Source organism: Nonomuraea antri (assembly GCF_013283785.1).
Taxonomy (GTDB): domain Bacteria; phylum Actinomycetota; class Actinomycetes; order Streptosporangiales; family Streptosporangiaceae; genus Nonomuraea; species Nonomuraea antri.
This window is the reverse complement of record NZ_JABCPZ010000239.1, coordinates 1-16,505: the sequence shown is the minus strand read 5'-3', so window position 1 is coordinate 16,505 and position 16,505 is coordinate 1. Positions and strand designations below refer to the sequence as shown.

Annotated in this window: 13 protein-coding genes; 5 read left to right on the top strand and 8 right to left on the bottom strand. The window is 72.0% G+C overall.

Translation table 11 applies throughout. From position 1 onward, the window contains the following. Positions 1-309 precede the first annotated feature (309 nt). On the bottom strand, positions 310-819 hold the full coding sequence (locus HII36_RS45585; protein ID WP_173529604.1) for a signal peptidase II: 510 nt from the start codon (positions 817-819) through the stop codon (positions 310-312). Between the two features lie 254 nt (positions 820-1,073). Then, positions 1,074-1,592 carry a hypothetical protein gene (locus HII36_RS45580; protein WP_173529603.1) on the bottom strand — a complete coding sequence of 173 codons (519 nt, stop codon included), beginning with the start codon at positions 1,590-1,592 and terminating at the stop codon, positions 1,074-1,076. A gap of 299 nt (positions 1,593-1,891) precedes the next feature. Here HII36_RS45580 and HII36_RS45575 point away from each other — a divergent pair, with 299 nt between their 5' ends. Further along, entirely contained in the window at positions 1,892-2,407 is a 516-nt protein-coding gene (locus HII36_RS45575) for a DUF2199 domain-containing protein (protein WP_173529602.1), read from the top strand. Positions 2,408-2,448: 41 nt separating this feature from the next. Here the strand turns inward: HII36_RS45575 and HII36_RS45570 are convergent, their stop codons facing one another. Further along, the gene (locus tag HII36_RS45570) at positions 2,449-3,270 is read right to left on the bottom strand and encodes a helix-turn-helix domain-containing protein (RefSeq protein WP_173529601.1); all 822 of its coding nucleotides are present in this window, start codon (positions 3,268-3,270) and stop codon (positions 2,449-2,451) included. A 152-nt stretch (positions 3,271-3,422) separates the two neighbouring features. On the opposite strand from HII36_RS45570, the gene HII36_RS45565 reads away from it, so the two are divergent. Then, on the top strand, positions 3,423-3,857 hold the full coding sequence (locus tag HII36_RS45565; RefSeq protein ID WP_173529600.1) for a hypothetical protein: 435 nt from the start codon (positions 3,423-3,425) through the stop codon (positions 3,855-3,857). A gap of 356 nt (positions 3,858-4,213) precedes the next feature. Here HII36_RS45565 and HII36_RS45560 read toward each other — a convergent pair whose 3' ends face one another. The 4 genes from HII36_RS45560 to HII36_RS45545 all read right to left on the bottom strand — a co-directional run bounded on the left by HII36_RS45560 (position 4,214) and on the right by HII36_RS45545 (position 7,637). Then, positions 4,214-5,008, bottom strand: coding sequence for an SGNH/GDSL hydrolase family protein (locus HII36_RS45560; RefSeq protein ID WP_173529599.1), 795 nt, complete (start codon positions 5,006-5,008; stop codon positions 4,214-4,216). After that, positions 4,995-5,564 carry a PadR family transcriptional regulator gene (locus tag HII36_RS45555; protein WP_173529598.1) on the bottom strand — a complete coding sequence of 190 codons (570 nt, stop codon included), beginning with the start codon at positions 5,562-5,564 and terminating at the stop codon, positions 4,995-4,997. The genes HII36_RS45560 and HII36_RS45555 overlap by 14 nt, the downstream gene beginning before the upstream one ends. Before the next feature lie 62 nt (positions 5,565-5,626). After that, entirely contained in the window at positions 5,627-6,655 is a 1,029-nt protein-coding gene (locus tag HII36_RS45550; RefSeq protein ID WP_173529597.1) for a S66 family peptidase, read from the bottom strand. 127 nt (positions 6,656-6,782) lie between these two features. After that, positions 6,783-7,637 carry an NAD(P)-dependent oxidoreductase gene (locus HII36_RS45545; protein ID WP_173529596.1) on the bottom strand — a complete coding sequence of 285 codons (855 nt, stop codon included), beginning with the start codon at positions 7,635-7,637 and terminating at the stop codon, positions 6,783-6,785. 82 nt (positions 7,638-7,719) lie between these two features. Between HII36_RS45545 and HII36_RS58355 the strand changes: the two genes are divergently transcribed. Beyond that, the gene (locus tag HII36_RS58355) at positions 7,720-11,076 is read left to right on the top strand and encodes a BTAD domain-containing putative transcriptional regulator (protein WP_173529595.1); all 3,357 of its coding nucleotides are present in this window, start codon (positions 7,720-7,722) and stop codon (positions 11,074-11,076) included. On the opposite strand, the gene HII36_RS45535 is transcribed toward HII36_RS58355, so the two are convergent. Beyond that, positions 11,009-12,559 carry an MFS transporter gene (locus HII36_RS45535; RefSeq protein WP_173529594.1) on the bottom strand — a complete coding sequence of 517 codons (1,551 nt, stop codon included), beginning with the start codon at positions 12,557-12,559 and terminating at the stop codon, positions 11,009-11,011. The genes HII36_RS58355 and HII36_RS45535 overlap by 68 nt on opposite strands. 141 nt (positions 12,560-12,700) lie before the next feature. On the opposite strand from HII36_RS45535, the gene glgB reads away from it, so the two are divergent. After that, a complete protein-coding gene (glgB, locus tag HII36_RS45530; protein ID WP_173529593.1) occupies positions 12,701-14,875 on the top strand; it encodes a 1,4-alpha-glucan branching protein GlgB in 2,175 nt (724 codons plus the stop codon). An 83-nt stretch (positions 14,876-14,958) separates the two neighbouring features. After that, on the top strand, positions 14,959-16,505 hold a 1,547-nt coding region (locus tag HII36_RS45525), incomplete at its 3' end, for a S8 family peptidase (protein ID WP_173529592.1).

Sequence of the window (16,505 nt, the reverse complement as noted above, 5' to 3'; positions counted from 1 at the left end):
TACGAGACAGTCCCAGGGAAGGTCCGCCGGGTGGCGAAGTCGCAGAAATCTCGAATGACTGGGGACCCAATAGCAGCTTGGGAAGCGCGGTGCTGCTCGACCTTGGGCCGGCGGTACCTAGTGATCACGGGTTCGGCACCGCCGCTCGCCTCAGGCCGATGCCCGCCTCTGGTGGCGAAGATCAAAGGAGGCACGTGCAGCCTCGCTGATCATGAAGTTCGCATCGTTCGCTCTGGGCTGGGTGACCAGGAGTTGGCGGGGACCGGGGCTTGATGTCGGGTTCCTGGCGTTGGCGGCCTGGCCAAGGAGCTATGCGGTCTCTTCTTCCGGCGTCTTGGCGAGCGGCACGCCGCGCAGGCTGAGCAGCAGCATGGCGGCGCACCCGCAGGTGAGTGCGATGTCGGCGACGTTGCCCACGAACGGGCCGTAGTCGATGAAGTCCACGACGTGCCCGCGGGCGAAACCGGGCTCGCGGAAGAGCCGGTCGCCCAGGTGGGATACCGCGCCGCCGAGCAGCACGCCCAGCACGAGAGCCCAGCCGGTGGAGGCCAGCCGGCGGGCGGTGTACAGGATGCCGATCACCGCGGCCGCAGCGGCCAGGGCGAACACCCAGGTCGCGCCGGCGCCGATGGAGAACGCGGCTCCGGCGTTGTACAGCAGCCGGAAGTGGATCAGGGGTGGGATCACGGCGATGCGCTCGCTGTCGGACAGCGTGGAGACCGCCCAGAACTTGGTGAGCTGGTCCGCCAGCAGAACCACTACGGCCAGGATGAGCATCATGGCGTACAGTCGGCTCGAACCCCGCTCCAACCGCATCATTCATGGCCTCCGTGCTGTCACCAGATTTCTCTGAGACTACTGGGAAGCCTTCCCAATGGGGTCATAGCGGGCGGCCGACTTGGGTTCCGGCGCTCCCCTTACCTCGGAGGCGGCTTCTGAGCCTCGGGTTCCGGCGTTGCCTCCGCCTCCGTGGCGGGGTTCTGAGTCCCTGGTTCTGGCGCTGTCTCCGGCTCCGTATCGGGCCGGGGTCCCGGGTTCCGGTGCTGTGTCCGGCTCCGGGGTGAGTCTCGGGGCTAGGTTCCGCTGCTGCTGCTTCCGCTGCTCTCGCCGTACTCGCTGGTGGGGACGCTCCAGCCGCCTGTGCCCTGGCCTCGTAGGGAGCCGGCCTTCTTGGTGGCGCCGGCGAGTTGGGCTCGGAGCTTGTCGTCCGGGACGCTGGTGAGGCCGTTCAACGCGATTCTGACCGGTGCGCTCTGGCGCGTCTGCTTGGCCTGTTCCACGAGGTCACGGCCGGCGGCGTTGGTGCGCCTGCGGCCCAGCCAGGTGCGGGAGACCAGGTCGCGGCCGATCAGGTCCGATTCCACGGCCAGCACGCTCTCGTGCTCGGTAAGCGTTTCGAGCGCTTCCTTGATGGTGGAGCGCTGTGCCAGGGCCGCCTGTTCGACCGGGTCTGCGGCGGTGGCGCCTGTTACCTGGTAGAGCTTGCCCGCGTACGACGTGCGCAGGCGTCCGTCCAGGAGGAGGGTGGCCAGGGCCGCCAGGGCGACGCGGGGGCGACCGCCGCTGAGGTACGCCAGGTCGTTGCGATCCACTGCGCCCTGCCCTTCTGACTGATGCGCTGCGTTGGCTGCTTGAGTTGACTGATCCGTTGCTTTGCTGGCTTGGGTTGACTGATCCGACGCGCGTCGCTCGGGTTGGTTTTGAGTTGGTTCTCGGGTTGGTGACGGCGTTTGGGTCGGCGTGTCTCGCCGCTGTTGGTGCCATCGCCGGTCGTCGCCGTTGTCGCCGTTATTGGGCGCTGATCAAGGTAATCGGTGGGAATCGGGTGGACAACGGTATTTTCTGCCATTTGTGGCGGCTTTCGGCCTGACCGCCGGTACGCTCGGGCGCCATGACGGCTGAGCCGGGGTTCGCCTGTTCCTGTTGTGGACGGTGGCACGACGGGTTGCCGATGGGGTTCTCCACCGAGGCGCCCGACTACTGGCGTCCGGAGCTGGCCGACGATCCGGAGAGCGGGTTGTCGTCTGATCAGTGCGTGATCCAGGGGCAGGCGTTCTTCGTGCGCGGCCTGGTCGAGATCCCCGTGCTCGATCTGGACGACGTGTTCACCTGGGGCGTGTGGGTCTCGCTGAGCGGGGAGTCGTTCGCCCGGGCGTCCGAGCTGTGGGAGACGCCGGGACGGGAGAACGAGCCACCGTATTTCGGGTGGCTGTCGACCGAGTTGCCGATCTACTCGCCGTCCACGATCAATCTGAAGACCAATTTGCACACCCGGCCCGTCGGGGAGCGGCCGGTCGTCGAGTTGGAGCCGACGAGCCATCCGCTCGCCGTCGAGCAGCGCGACGGCATCACGCGGGCGAGGGTGCAGGAGATCGTGGAGAGGTTGTTGCATCTGCCGCCGATGTGAGCGGCGGTATGTCCACACTCCCTCCCTGCTGTGGTGGGTGGTCAGGTCGGCTGGGCGGCCAGGGTGTGCAGTGCTTGGGCGGTGAAGTCGTCCAGGGGGTAGAACAGCTCGATCGCCAGCTCCGAGAGCGTCACGTCCGCGGGCGCGCCGAAGGTCGCCATGGTGCTGAACATGGACATCTCGCCGAACGGGGTGCGGAAGCGCAGTGGGACCTCGATCGGGCTTGCCGCTCGTGCTTCCCCTGCTTCTCCCGCCTCCCCTGCTTCTTCGGGTGTTGGTGCCGGGTAGTGGCTCACCTCTTCGTACAGGGCTCGAAGCTCCTCGTCGCCGGTGGCGTTGACCTGGCGGAGGAGACGTTCGAGGAAGAGTTCGCGCACCTGGCCGAAGTTGGACAACCGGGCGGCCAGGCCATCGGGGTGCAGGGCCAGGCGGAACACGTTCGGACGGGGTTCGAGGAGGTGCGGCGGGATCCCGTCCATGAGGACGGACATGGCGCGGTTGCCGTCCAGTACGTTCCAGACGCGGTCCACCACGACGGCCGGGTACGGCTCGTGCGCGGTGAGCATGGTGTCGAGCGCGGACCGGATCGAGGCCATGTACTGCGCGTCGAGCCCGCTCTCCCGGTAGGCCGGGGCGTATCCGGCGGCGACCAGCAGCGTGTTGCGCTCGCGCAGCGGGACGTCCAGCACCGCCGACAGCCGCAGCACCATCTCCCTGCTCGGACGTGCCCGCCCGGTCTCCACGTACGACACGTGCCGGGCGGAGCTGTCGGCCTGGAGCGCGAGGTCGAGCTGACTGAGACGGCGGCGCTGCCGCCACTCCCGCAGCAGGGCTCCCACGCGGGACGGCGGCTCGGCGTTCATGTTCAGGGAGGATAGACGGCTGGGCACGGTGGTCGGTCGGGGGTCATGTTCGGCATGACCTCTGACGTCATTGATCCGGGCGGGCGCGGCTGGCACCTTCGGGGGCGGAAGGGGCCCGGCCTGGGCCGATACCCGTGAAGAGGAGATCTCGGATGAACACCGCCGTCCCACGTCTGGACGCTTTTGGCCCGCTGCGGACGATCCTGCGGATCGACGGCTGGAGCACCGCCGTCTTCGGCGTCGTCATGCTGGCCGGGAGCGGGATGCTCAGCGAGCCGCTGGGGTTGCCTGTCGCCTGGTCGGTGCCGTTCGGCGTGGCGATGCTGGGCGGGGCAGCGGCGCTCGGGCTGATCGCGGGGTATCCGCGGATTCCGGCGAGGTATGCCGCTTATGTGGTGGCCGGTAATGCGGTGTCCGGGGTGGCGCTGGGGGTGCTGGCGTTCTCCGGGCTGTTGCCGCTCACCGTGCTCGGGGTCGTGTTTCTGCTGGTGGGGGCGTTGGTGGTGGCGGTGTACGCGGCGCTGGAGTACGTGGGGCTGCGGCGGGCGCAACTGGGTGGCGGAGACGGCGCCGACCCCAGGCACTGACGCCCCAGCCGCTGACGATCGGGCAGCATGGATGGTCAGCGGCGGCGGCCGGATGGAACGCCTGGTCACCGGCGGACCGGTGGGAACGCAGGGTTTGTGGCGGCCGGGCGGGATGCGTGGTCAGCGGCGTCCGGATGGGACGCGTGCTTGCTGGCGGCCGGCAGGAATGCAGATTGCTGGCGGCCCAGCGGGACTGCGGGGTTGGTGGCGGCCCGGCGGGATGCGCGGTCAGCGGCGGCTAAGCGGCTGGCCCCTGATCGTCTGCGGGCCGTGATCGTCTGCGGGCCGGGCAGGCCGCTGACCACCCGTCGCGACCGGCCGCCCGCTGACCACCCGTCCCGACCGGTTGCCGGTGGTCAGGCGTCCGCTGTGTCAGGGAGAGGTTGGACGGGCAGGAGCAGGGGGCGTTTGGCGGTGCGGCCGTCGCCTGAGGAGCGGCCGCGCAGTCGCCGGCCCAGCCATGGCCCGAGCACGCCGGCCATCCAGCGCAGTTCGTCCAGCCGGCCGCCCGGCGCGGCGGGGACGGGCAGCGGGCGGGTCCAGGAGTCGTCGCTGCCGGGCAGGTTCAGCGCGTGGGCGAAGGCTGCGGCGATGCGCTCGTGCCCGAGCGGGCTGGCGTGCAGCCGGTCGGCGCTCCACAGGCGGGGGTCGATGGCCACGTCGTACCGGCTGGTCTCCGCGACGACGACGCCGTGCCGCGCGGCGGCCTGCCTGACGCGCTCGTTGAGCGCCGTGATGCGCGCGCTGAGCGGACGGGCGACGCGGATCACCCTGGTCAGGTCGGGGAAGGTGACGGTGGCCACCCGGGTGCCCTCGGCGGTGAGCGCGGCGAACATGGACTCCAGGTGCCCGGCGACCTCATCGGCGTCGAACTTGGGCCGCAGCAGGTCGTTCACCCCGGCGACCACGGTGGCCAGATCGGGCCGCAGGGCGAGCGCGGGGGCGAGTTGCTCGGCGCGCACCTGCCCGGCCAGCCGGCCGCGTACGCCCAGGTTGGCGTACTGGAGGCCGGGGTGGTGCCGGGCGAGGTGCTCGGCGAGGCGGTCGGCCCAGCCGCGCAGGCCCACGACGTCGTCGCCGTCGCCCATTCCCTCGGTCTGGCTGTCGCCCAGGGCGACGTAGCGCAGGTAGTTCGGCTCAGTCACGGACATGGGCCTTCCGCCTCTCCTTCAGCACCGCGGCGGCGCGTTCGCACCAGTCGCGGTTGAGCTGCTCGAACGCCAGGCCGGCCAGGCAGGTCAGGTATGGCCCGACCCGCTCGCCGTAACGCAGGAACTCCTCTTCCGCGCGGTCGCCGCGCATGGTGCGCAGCAGCCCGGAGAACAGGTCGATCTTGGACTGCGCGAAGGCGGCCCGTTCGGTGAGCCGCGCGATCAGCGTCTCGTCGTCGACGTGGTCGGCGGCCTGGACCTGCACGAGCAGGTCGTCGCGCATCGCGGTGGGCTTGGCGGCCGTGGCGGTGAAGCGCTCCAGCTCGGCCTGGCCGGCGTCGGTGACGCGGAACAGCCGCTTGTTCGGACGGCCCTCCTGGGCCACCTCTCGGCCGGCGACCAGGCCGTCGTGCTCCAGCCTGGTCAGCTCGGCGTAGACCTGCTGGGGCTGGGCGTGCCAGAAGTTCGCCACGCCCAGGTCGAACACCTTGGCCAGCTGGTAGCCGCTGAGCTCGGCGTCGAGCAGCGCGGCCAGCACGGCGTGCCTCAGCGCCATCGGATCATCCCTCATCATAGTCATGAATGTGACTACTCATCATTATGACTATGAAGGCCGGGTCAGTCCAGTGTCTGGGTGAGTTCGTCGCGCTCCTCGGTGCAGACAACGCGGCCGCGGGCGCCGTTCACGATCGGCAGGAACGGCTGCACGTGCCCGCACTCGACGTCGGCGATGATCGGCACGCCGAGTCCGCCCAGGGCGTCGAGGACCGCGTCGTCCTGGGTGAACGAGCCGGTGGCCGGGGCCGGGGTGCGGCCGACGAGGATCGCGGCCGCGCCGTCGAAGAAGCCGGCCAGGCGCATGCCGTGCAGGCACCTGCAGATGGCGGCGGCGCCGTACTCGCAGGCCTCGACGTAGACGAGCAGGCCATCGGGCGCCTGGGAACGGGCGAAGGCGGGCATGTCGCAGTACGGGCTACCCACCGCGTGGCAGAGCGTCTCGATGCATCCGCCGATCAGGCGTCCCTCGACGTCGACGGGGCCCTCCGCGTCGAGCCGCCGCCACCTGCCCGGGACGTCGAGGGTGAACTCCGACACCTCGGGGTCTTTCTCCCAGTCGTCCCAGCCCGGGCCGCGGTGGAGTCCTGGCGGGGTCTGGGTGAAGCGCGTGCCGGGTTCCATCGTGACGATGTCGAGCCAGGTGAGCAGCCCGTCCGGGGCCCGGTACGGGGTGTCCATCAGGTTGTTGCCGTGCACGGTCGCGACGCCGGTCAGCAGGGTCAGCGGCGTCATGTACGTGGAGGTGTCGGAGAAGCCCACCAGCCAGGTCGGCTCGGCGGCGCGCAGCGCATCCCAGTCGAGCAGGGGCAGCAGGTCGATCGCGGTCTCACCGCCCCACGGCGGGACGACGGCCTTGATGTCCGGGTCGGTGAGCATGTCCATGAGCTCGCGGGCCCGCCGCGGGGCGGGGGCGCTGACGAGGCCGCTACCGTCGATGCAGTCGCCGACGACCACCTCGTAGCCGCGCGACTCGACCGTGCGGACGGCGGCCTCGAACCGTGGCCGCAACTCGGCGGGGACCCCGGCGGACGGCGCTGTGACGCCGACGCGGTCGCCCGGTGACAGCGGGGCGGGATATCGCACTTTCATACGAACGATCCTGCCGTCGCCCCGCCGTCACCCGCGACCGATTTCACCCGGTTCGGACCTCAGCGCGGTTCCTCGGCCTTCACCTGGTCCAGGGGTTCAGCGCCTCGGTCCGCATCCGGTTCCGGCCTCAGCGAAGTTCCTCGATCAGGCTGGACAGGCCTTCGGCGCCGTGGCCACGGTGGACGCGCCGTTCGATGATGGTGCGCAGCGGGACCAGCAGGTCGGCCTTGACGCCCTGCTCGTGGAACGTGCGGATGATCGCGCCCAGGCCGTGCACGTTGACCTCCAGGTTCGACACGTCCGTGGCGTAGTCGCCGGCCTCGATCTCCTTGGCCCACGCGGGCTGCAGCGCGGCCATCGCGCCGAGCCAGGGCGCGAGCAGTTCGGTGGTGAAGTCGGCCAGCGGGTAGCCGGACGCCGACACCAGGGCGGCCGCCTCCAGGAATCCGGCGATCTGGCCGTACATGCCGGTCAGCATCGCCAGGTCGAGCAGCGGCGCCAGGCCCGGGTCCGTGCCCACGAATCGCGGCTCGGCCAGCGCCGCGAACGCCTGCGCGTGGCGGTCGTAGGCGGGCTGCGAACCGCTGTAAAGGATCAGCGCACCGGGCTGCCCGATCATCTGGGGCACCGCCATGATGCCGCCGTCCACGTACTCGCCGCCGCGCTCGGCGACCCAGGCGGCCATCTCACGGGCCTCGGCGGGCCTGCCGCTGGTGAGGTTGGCGATCACGCGGCCGTCCAGCTCGACGTCGTGCAGGGCCTCACGCGCGGCGGCGTAGTCGAGCACGCAGACGATCACCAGGGACGCGGACCCGACCGCCGCGGCGGCGGTGGCCGCCGGAGTGGCGCCGTGAGCCGCGAGCGCGTCGGCCTTGGCCGCGGAGCGGTTCCACACGGTCACCGGGTGTCCCGCGTCGAGGAGTGTCCTGGCGAGCGCCGAGCCCATCAGACCGAGGCCAAGAACAGCAATATTTTCCGACATTTCGATATTCCTTTCGGATCAGCGGCCTCTAGAGTCGCGCCGGGGAGTTATGGTCGGGTTCGGAGTTGGTTATGGGGGGCTGATGCGGTTCGGGGTACTTGGCCCGCTCGTGGCGTGGACGCCGGACGGGGAACCGGTGCAGGTGCCCGAGGTGAAGGTCCGGGCGCTCCTGGCCGATCTGCTGATCAACCGGGGCCGGCCGGTGTCCGCCGACCGGCTGATCGAGGACCTGTGGGGCGACCGGCCGCCGGGCAACCCGGCGGCCGCGCTGCGGGTGAAGGTGTCGCAGCTGCGCGGGGCGCTGGGCGATCGGACGCTGCCGTCGTACCAGGCGCCCGGCTACGTGCTGCGTGTCTCCGCCGAGGACGTCGACGCCGGCCTGTTCCAGACGCTCATCGAACGCGCACGTGAGACCGGCGACCTGCACGAACGCCGGTCGCTGCTGACCCGGGCGCTGGAGCTGTGGCGCGGGTCCGCGTACGCCGAGTTCGCCGACGCGGAGTTCGCCGCCGCCACCGTGGCCAGGCTGGACGAGCAGCGGCTGGTGGCCGTCGAGGAACTGGCCGAGACGCGGCTGGCGCTGGGCGAGCACGGGCTGCTCGCGGCCGAGCTGGCCGAGCAGGTGGCCGGGCACCCGCTGCGCGAGCGGCTGCGCGCGGTGCAACTGCGCGCCCTGTACCGGGCGGGACGGCAGAGCGACGCCCTGGCCGGGTACGCCGACCTGCGCGACAGGCTGGCCGACGAGCTGGGCCTCGATCCCGCGCCCGAGCTGGTCGCGCTGCACCAGGCGATCCTGGAGCAGGATCCCGCGCTGGACGCGCCGGCCGCACTGGACACCCCGGCCGCGCGCCGGACGAATCTGCCCGCGCCGCTCACCGAGCTGGTGGGCAGGCGGGAGGCGGTGGCCGAGGTGCGCGGCCTGCTCAGGTCACGCCGGCTCGTCACGCTGACCGGTCCGGGCGGCGTGGGCAAGACCCGGCTGGCCCTGGCCGCCGCAGCGGCCGACCCCGGTGACGGCGCGCGGAGTGACGTGTGGCTGGTGGAACTGGCCTCGCTGGCCGGCCGGGCGCCGACCGCCGAGGTCGCCGAGACCGTGGCCGGGGTGCTCGGGCTGCGCGACGACGGACGCGACCGCCTGCCCAAGAACGTCCGCGACGAGACGCCGGGCAGCAGGCCCGGCAGCGGACCGGACGGCGGACGCGACGGCGACAGCAACGGCGACAGTGGGCGCAGGTCGGTGGCCGATCGGCTGGCCGCCGCGTTGCGCGGCCGGGAGACGCTGCTCGTCCTGGACAACTGCGAGCACGTGGTGGAGCAGGTGGCCGAGCTGGCCGCGCGCCTGCTGCGTGACCTGCCGCGGCTGCGGATCCTGGCCACCAGCCAGGAATCGCTGCGCATCGAGGGCGAGGCGCTGTGGAGCGTGCCGCCGCTCGACCAGGCGGCGGCGGTGGAGCTGTTCGCCGCGCGGGCCGGGATCGGCCCCGGCGACGACCCCGACGGGGCGATCGCGGAGATCTGCGCCCGGCTCGACGGCGTCCCGCTGGCGCTGGAGCTGGCCGCCACCAGGATGCGGGCGCTGACCCCGCGCCAGCTCGCCGACCGGCTCGACGACCGGTTCAGGCTGCTGGCGCAGGGGCAGCGCGGCGCGCCCGCCCGTCAGCAGACGCTCCGCGCGATGATCGACTGGAGCTGGGAGCTGCTGACGGAGCCCGAGCGCGTGGTGCTGCGCCGGCTGGCCGCGCACGCCGACGGCTGCACGCTGGAGGCGGCCGAGGAGATCTGCGCCGAACCCGGCGTGGACGTGCTCGACCTGCTGGCCAGGCTGGTCGACCGGTCGCTGGTGGTGCGCGCGGCCGGGCCGAGGTACCGGCTGCTCGAATCGGTCTCCGCCTACTGCCAGGAGCGGCTGGCCGAGGCGGGCGAGCTCGCCGACGTCCAGCTCAGGCACGTGCGGTACTACGCCGGGCTGGCCGAGCGGGCCGAGCCGCACCTGCGCGGGCACGGTCAGCGCAGCTGGCTGGCCCTGCTGGACGCCGACGCCGCCGAGGTGCGCGCCGCGCTCGACACCGCCGTACGGCTGGGCGCGGCCGGTGAGGCGGTGCGCCTGGTGAACGCGATGGCCTGGTACTGGGTGCTGCGCGGCAGGCTGAACGAGGGCCGCAGGGCGATGGAGAGCACGCTGTCGATCTCGGACGATCCGCGGACCCGGGTCTGGCTGGCCGGGTTCGAGCTGCTGGCCGGGCGGTTGCGGACGGTCGACGCGGCCGTGTTCGACTCCATCGAGGACCCGCTGGACCGGGCCAGGGCCCGCTGGCTCGTCGGATACGCCTCGTTCGGCTACGACGACCTGTCGCTGAGCAGGGACCTGGTCCGGCAGGCGCTGACCGGGTTCGAGGAACTGGGCGACCGCTGGGGGACGGCGGCGGCGCTGACCGTCCTGGCCAAGTGGGCGCACCTGCGCGGTGACCTGGCTGCGCTGCGCACGGCAGGGGAACGGGGGCTGGCGCTGTTCAGCGAGCTCGGCGACCGCTGGGGCGAGCTGTACGCCGGCGAGAACCTGAGCATGCTGGCCGAGATCACCGGCGACTACGAGAAGGCCGTGGCGCTGCGCCTGGAGTGCCTGCGCGGCGCGGAGGAGCTGGGGCTGTGGAGCACGGTCTCCGGCGCGCTGTCGCGGCTGGGCCGGATCTCCATGCTGACCGGCGACTACGCGCGGGCCGACGACTACCACGAGCGGGCCAGGGTGCTGGCGGTGTCGCAGTCGAACCGGCCGGCGGAGGAGTTCGCCGAGATCGGGCTGGCGCTGAGCGCCCGGCGGCAGGGCCGACTCGACGAGGCGGAACGGTTGCTGCATCGCTGGCTGGACTGGGTGCTGGACGTGTGGGGCCAGCCGGGGACCGCGCTGATCTACGCCGAGCTGGGGTTCGTGGCCGAGCTGCGCGGTGACGCGTCCGCCGCGCTCTGCCTGCAGCTGAGGGGGCTGGACGCGGCCCGCTCGGTGGGCGACCCGCGGGCCACGGCACTGGCGCTGGAAGGGCTGGCCGGCGCGCTGGCGGCGGCCGGCCGGGCCGAGGTGGCGGCGCTGCTGCTGGGCAAGGCCGCCGCGCTGCGGTCGTCGGTGGGGGCGCCGCTCCCGTGGGGCGAGCGGGGCGACGTGGCCAGGATCGAGGCCGCCGTGCGTGCCGCGCTGGGCGCCGCCGGCCTGGCCGACGGCCTGTCCCGCGGCGCGACACTTCCCCTGGACGCCCTCCTGGCTCACCTCCCGCCCGAAGAAACGACCTCGCCCAAAGAGACGGCCTCGCCCCGGGAAACGGCCTCGTCCAAAGCGACGGCCTCGCTCGAGGAAGCGGGCCCGACGGCCAGGGGGCCGGTCATGCCGGTGTCGTCACCTGGGGTTCGTCAGCCGGCTGCGCCGTCCCGTGCGGCGGCACGTGCCTGAGCGCGACCGCCGCCAGGATCGCCGCGCCCACCAGCACCACCGCGCTCACCCCCGCCACCACGGCCAGCCCGTCGGTGAAGGCCGACCTGGCCGCCGCGACCAGCGCGCCGGACAGGTGCGCCGGCTGCTCGGCGGCGATGGCCACCGCCCCGCCGAGCGTGTCGCCGGCCGCGCGCGCCGCTTCAGTGGAGATCCCGGCCGGTACGTCGAGCCGCGCCCGGTAGACCGCGGCCGCGATGCTGCCGAAGATCGCCAGCCCGAGCGCGCCGCCGAACTCCTGCGCCGTCTCCGACAGCGCCGCCGCCGACCCGGACCGCTCGGCCGGCGCCGCGCCGACCACCAGGTCGGTGCCCAGCACCAGCAGCGGTGAGCCGCCCAGGAAGAACAGCGTCTGCCCGGCGACCACCAGGTAGATCCCGTCGGGCCCGGACCCGGCCAGGGCGATCAGGACGAAGCCGACCACCGAGCCGAGCAGCCCGATCGCGGCCACGTACCCCGGACGCCAGCGCTTGGCCAGCATCGGCGCGACCATGAACCCGGCGATGACCGCCGCGGTGGTCGGCAGCGACCAGAGCCCGGCCTGCAGCGGCGTCAGATCGGTCACGAGCTGCATGTACTGGCCGACGAGCAGCCCGATGCCCGGCCCGAGCAGGATGACCAGCATCAGCGTGCCCAGCGCGCCGCTGAACCTGCGCTCGGCGAACAGCTTGAGGTCGAGCAGCGGTTCGGCGAGCGTGCGCTGCCGCCGGATGAACACGACCGCCAGCGCCAGCCCGGCCAGCAGCGACGCCACGGGCACCGCGGCCAGGCCGCCGGCGGCGAGCTCCTTGACGCCGTAGATGACCGTCAGCGCGGCCGCCACGGACAGTACGACGCTCACCAGGTCCACCGGACCGGCCGCGGGCGCGCGGTACTCGGGCAGCAGCGGCGGCCCGGCCACCAGCAGCACCGCCATCACCGGCACGTTCAGCAGGAAGACCGAGCCCCACCAGAAGTTCTCCAGCATCACGCCGCCGACCAGCGGGCCGATCACCATGCCGCCGGTGAAGCCGACCATCCACAGGCTGATGGCGAACATCCGCTGCCCGGGCTCGTGGAACATGTTGCGGATCAACGACAGCGTGGACGGCATCAGCGTCGCCCCCGCCACGCCGAGCAGCGCCCTGGCCGCGATCAGCACTTCGGCGCTGCCGGCGTAGGCGGCCAGCGCGGACGCCCCGGCGAAGGCCGTCGCGCCGATCAGCAGCAGCTTCCTGCGGCCGATGCGGTCGCCGACGTTCCCCATGGTGATCAGGAACCCGGCGATGAGGAAACCGTAGATGTCATTGATCCACAACAACTGCGACCCGCTCGGCCGCAGGTCCTCGCTCAACGCGGGCACGGCCAGGTGCAGCACGCTGACGTCGATGGAGAGCAAAAGGGTCGGGAGGATGAGCACGCCGAGCCCGATCCACTCCCGCTTGCCGGCACGTTCGATGTTCATGCATAGAACCTAGAAGCTCAAGTCGAGTTGAGGTCAACCTCGGGAAACGTGCCCGATTTCGCACTTTCGGTGATTGTCGCGGTGAAAGCGGGCAGTGCCTGGGTTGGACGGGCGATATGAGGCAGGGTTGGGAGCATGCCGATGAGGACAGAGCTCGACCGCCTGGCTGGCGGGGCGCACCATGATCCGCATTCCGTGCTCGGGGCGCACCCCACGCGTGGCGGGGTGACGTTCCGCGCGCTGCGGCCGCTGGCGGAGCGGGTGCAGGTGGTGTTGGAGGACGGGTCGGTCCACGACATGAAGCACCAGGCCCACGGGGTGTTCGAGGCCAGCGTGCCGGGGCTCGACAAGGTGCCCGGCTACACGCTCAGGGTCACCTACGCCGGCGGCGAGCCGCACGAGACGCGTGACCCGTACCGGCACTGGCCGACCCTGGGCGAGGTCGACCTGCACCTCATCGGCGAGGGCCGGCACGAACGGCTGTGGGAGGTGCTCGGCGCGCGGGTGCTGGAGCACCAGGACGTCGACGGCACCGCGTTCGCCGTCTGGGCGCCGAACGCGCGCGGCATCAGGGTCGTCGGCGACTTCAACCACTGGGACGGCACCGCCTACCCGATGCGCTCGCTGGGCCGCTCCGGCGTGTGGGAGCTGTTCATCCCCGGGCTGGGCCCGGGCGAGCGGTACAAGTTCCAGGTCCTGGGCGCCGACGGCGTGTGGCGCGACAAGGCCGACCCGATGGCCAGGCGCACCGAGGTGCCGCCGATGACCGCGTCGGTGGTCGACCAGTCCGGCTATGTCTGGTCCGACGGCGCCTGGATGGCGCGGCGGGCCGACAAGGCGCCGCAGCACGGCCCGATGAGCATCTACGAGGTGCACCTGGGCTCGTGGCGGCCCGGGCTGTCGTACCTGGAGCTGGCCGAGCAGCTCTCGGAGTACGTGGCGGACATGGGCTTCACGCACGTGGAGCTGCTGCCGGTGGCCGAGCACCCGTTCGGCGGCTCCTGGGGCTACCAGGTGACCTCCTACTACGCGCCGACCGCGCGCTTCGGCACTCCCGACGAGTTCCGCCACTTCGTGGACCTGATGCACCAGCGCGGCATCGGCGTGCTGCTCGACTGGGTGCCCGCGCACTTCCCGATGGACGACTGGGCGCTGGCCCGCTTCGACGGCACCCCGCTCTACGAGCACGCCGACCCGGCCAGGGGCGAGCATCCCGACTGGGGCACCTACGTCTTCGACTTCGGCCGCCGCGAGGTGCGCAACTTCCTGGTGGCCAACGCGCTGTTCTGGCTGCAGGAGTTCCACGTCGACGGCCTGCGCGTCGACGCGGTGGCCTCGATGCTCTACCTGGACTACTCACGCCGCGAGGGCGAGTGGACGCCGAACGTCTACGGCGGCAGGGAGAACCTCGACGCGGTGGAGTTCATCAAGGAGATGAACGCGGTCTGCTACCGGGAGGCGCCGGGCATCTCCACCGTGGCCGAGGAGTCGACGGCCTGGCCTGGGGTCTCGCGCCCGGTGCACCTGGGCGGGCTCGGGTTCGGCTTCAAGTGGAACATGGGCTGGATGCACGACACGCTGGAATACCTGCGCCGCGAGCCGGTCTTCCGGCAGTACCACCACCATCAGATGACGTTCTCGCTCATCTACGCCTATTCGGAGAACTACGTCCTGCCGCTCTCGCACGACGAGGTCGTGCACGGCAAGGGCTCGCTGATGGGCAAGATGCCGGGCGACGAGTGGCAGCGTTTCGCCCAGTTGCGCGCGCTGCTGGCGTTCATGTGGGCGCATCCGGGCAAGCAGCTGCTGTTCATGGGCGGCGAGTTCGGCCAGGGCTCGGAGTGGTCGGAGGAACGCGGGCTCGACTGGTGGGTGCTGGAGTTCGACGGCCACCAGGGCGTGCAGCGGCTGGTCCGCGACCTGAACCGGCTGTACAAGGAGACTCCGGCGCTGTGGGAGCAGGACGCCAGGCCCGAGGGCTTCCGCTGGATCGACGCCGACGACGCGCCGGGCAACACGTTCTCGTTCGTCCGCTACGCCGCCGACGGTTCCGCGCTGGCCTGCGTGGTCAACTTCAGCGGTGGCCCGCACGAGAGCTACCGGCTGGGCCTGCCGCACCCGGGGCGGTGGACGGAGGTCGTCAACACCGACGCCTACGACTACTGGGGCAGGGGCGTGGGCAACATGGGCGCGGTCGAGGCGGTCGAGGACCCCTGTCACGGGCTGCCGTACTCGACGACGCTGCGGGTGCCGCCGCTCGGCGCGGTCTGGCTGTCGCACCAGGCGGAGCCCGAACGGGAGCTGCCGGCACGCTGAAAGTTGGGTGAGAAACGGCCCGGGGATCTGTGCGCGCCTGACAAATCACCCTAAACTCCGAGATCATGCCCCTCGGAGGACGCGTGCGATTTCGCCCCCTGATCGTGTGCACGATCACGCTGGCCCTGCTGTCGGCATCGGCTCCGGCGTTCGCCGATCCGGCGGCCGCACCGGCACCGGCTCCGAGCGTCACCCCGCAGCAGGCGCCACCCGCGCCAGGCACGGGCACGCCCGAGCAGCCCGAGCAGCCCGAGGCGGGCGCCCCGGAGACGCCCGAGGCCCCGCAGGAGCCCGCGCCGTCCCCCACCGGGCCGGAGGAGAAGCTCGAAGACGGCCTCGCGCTGGACGGCGGCCAGGTCCGGGCCATCGTCGAGCTGACCGACCCGGCGCAGAACGCGCCCGTGGCGAGCCAGGCGGCGGCCGAGAGCGTGGACGTGGTGCTGCAGCCGCCGACCCAGTCGTTCATGGTCGTGGAGGGCACCGCCGAGGAGCTGGCCAAGCTGGCCGAGGACCCGCGCGTCACCTCGATCCACCGGGACGAGACGTTCACCCCGGCCGAGGTGTCGGGCAACCTCAAACTGATCGGCGCCGACCAGGCGCACGGCCGCGGCATGACCGGGTCGGGGCAGGTGGTGGCCGTGCTCGACACGGGCATCGACACCGACCACCCGGCCTTCGGCAACCGGATCGTGGGCCAGGCGTGCTTCTCGGCCCCGCAGGCGGGCGTGGAGTCGCTGTGCCCGAACGGCCAGAGCACCCAGACGGACGGCGACGCGGCCAGCGCGACCACCCCGAAGTGCCTGGCCGGCGGCGTGAACCTGTGTGACCACGGCACGCACGTGGCCGGCATCGCGGCCGGCACCGGCGGCGTGGCGCCCGGCGCCGGGATCTACGCGGTGCAGGTGTTCAGCCGGGTCAACGACGAGGACATCTGCGGCGAACCGTCCTGCCTGCTGGCGTTCGAGTCGTCGATCAGGCAGGCGCTCGAGCACGTGGCGAGCGTGCCGCAGCCCATCGCGGCGGTGAACCTGAGCCTGGGCGGGCAGCTCTCCGAGACCGCCTGCGACACCAGCGAGGACGGCGCGGTGTTCAAGCCGCTGTTCGACGCGCTGCTGGCCAAGGGCATCGCGCCGGTGGTCGCCGCGGGCAACGAGTACTTCGACGGCGCCTCCTTCCCCGCCTGCGTCACCTCTGCGGTGGCCGTGGGCGCCGGCGACAACGCCGACGCCATCGCGGACTTCTCCAACCGGGGCGCGCTGGTCGACCTGTTCGCGCCGGGCGTGGACATCGACTCGTCGGTGCCCGACAACGCCACCGCGGTGCACAGCGGCACCTCGATGGCCACCCCGCACGTGGCGGGCGCGCTGGCGCTGATGAAGGCGCAGGCCCCGCAGACGCCGATGACCGACCTGATCGAGAAGCTCAAGACGACCGGACGTCCCTTCATCTACCAGGCCAACGGCGCGGAGGTGCGCACGCCGCGGGTGGACCTGGCGGCGGCGCTGCTCGGCGCGGCCCCGCAGCCGGGCGTCACGCAGGTACCGAACCCGCTCCCGACCGACCCGGGCGACGGCACCGACCCCGATCCCGGCCCCGGTCCGGATCCGGGCGAGGACCCCGGTCCCGGCCC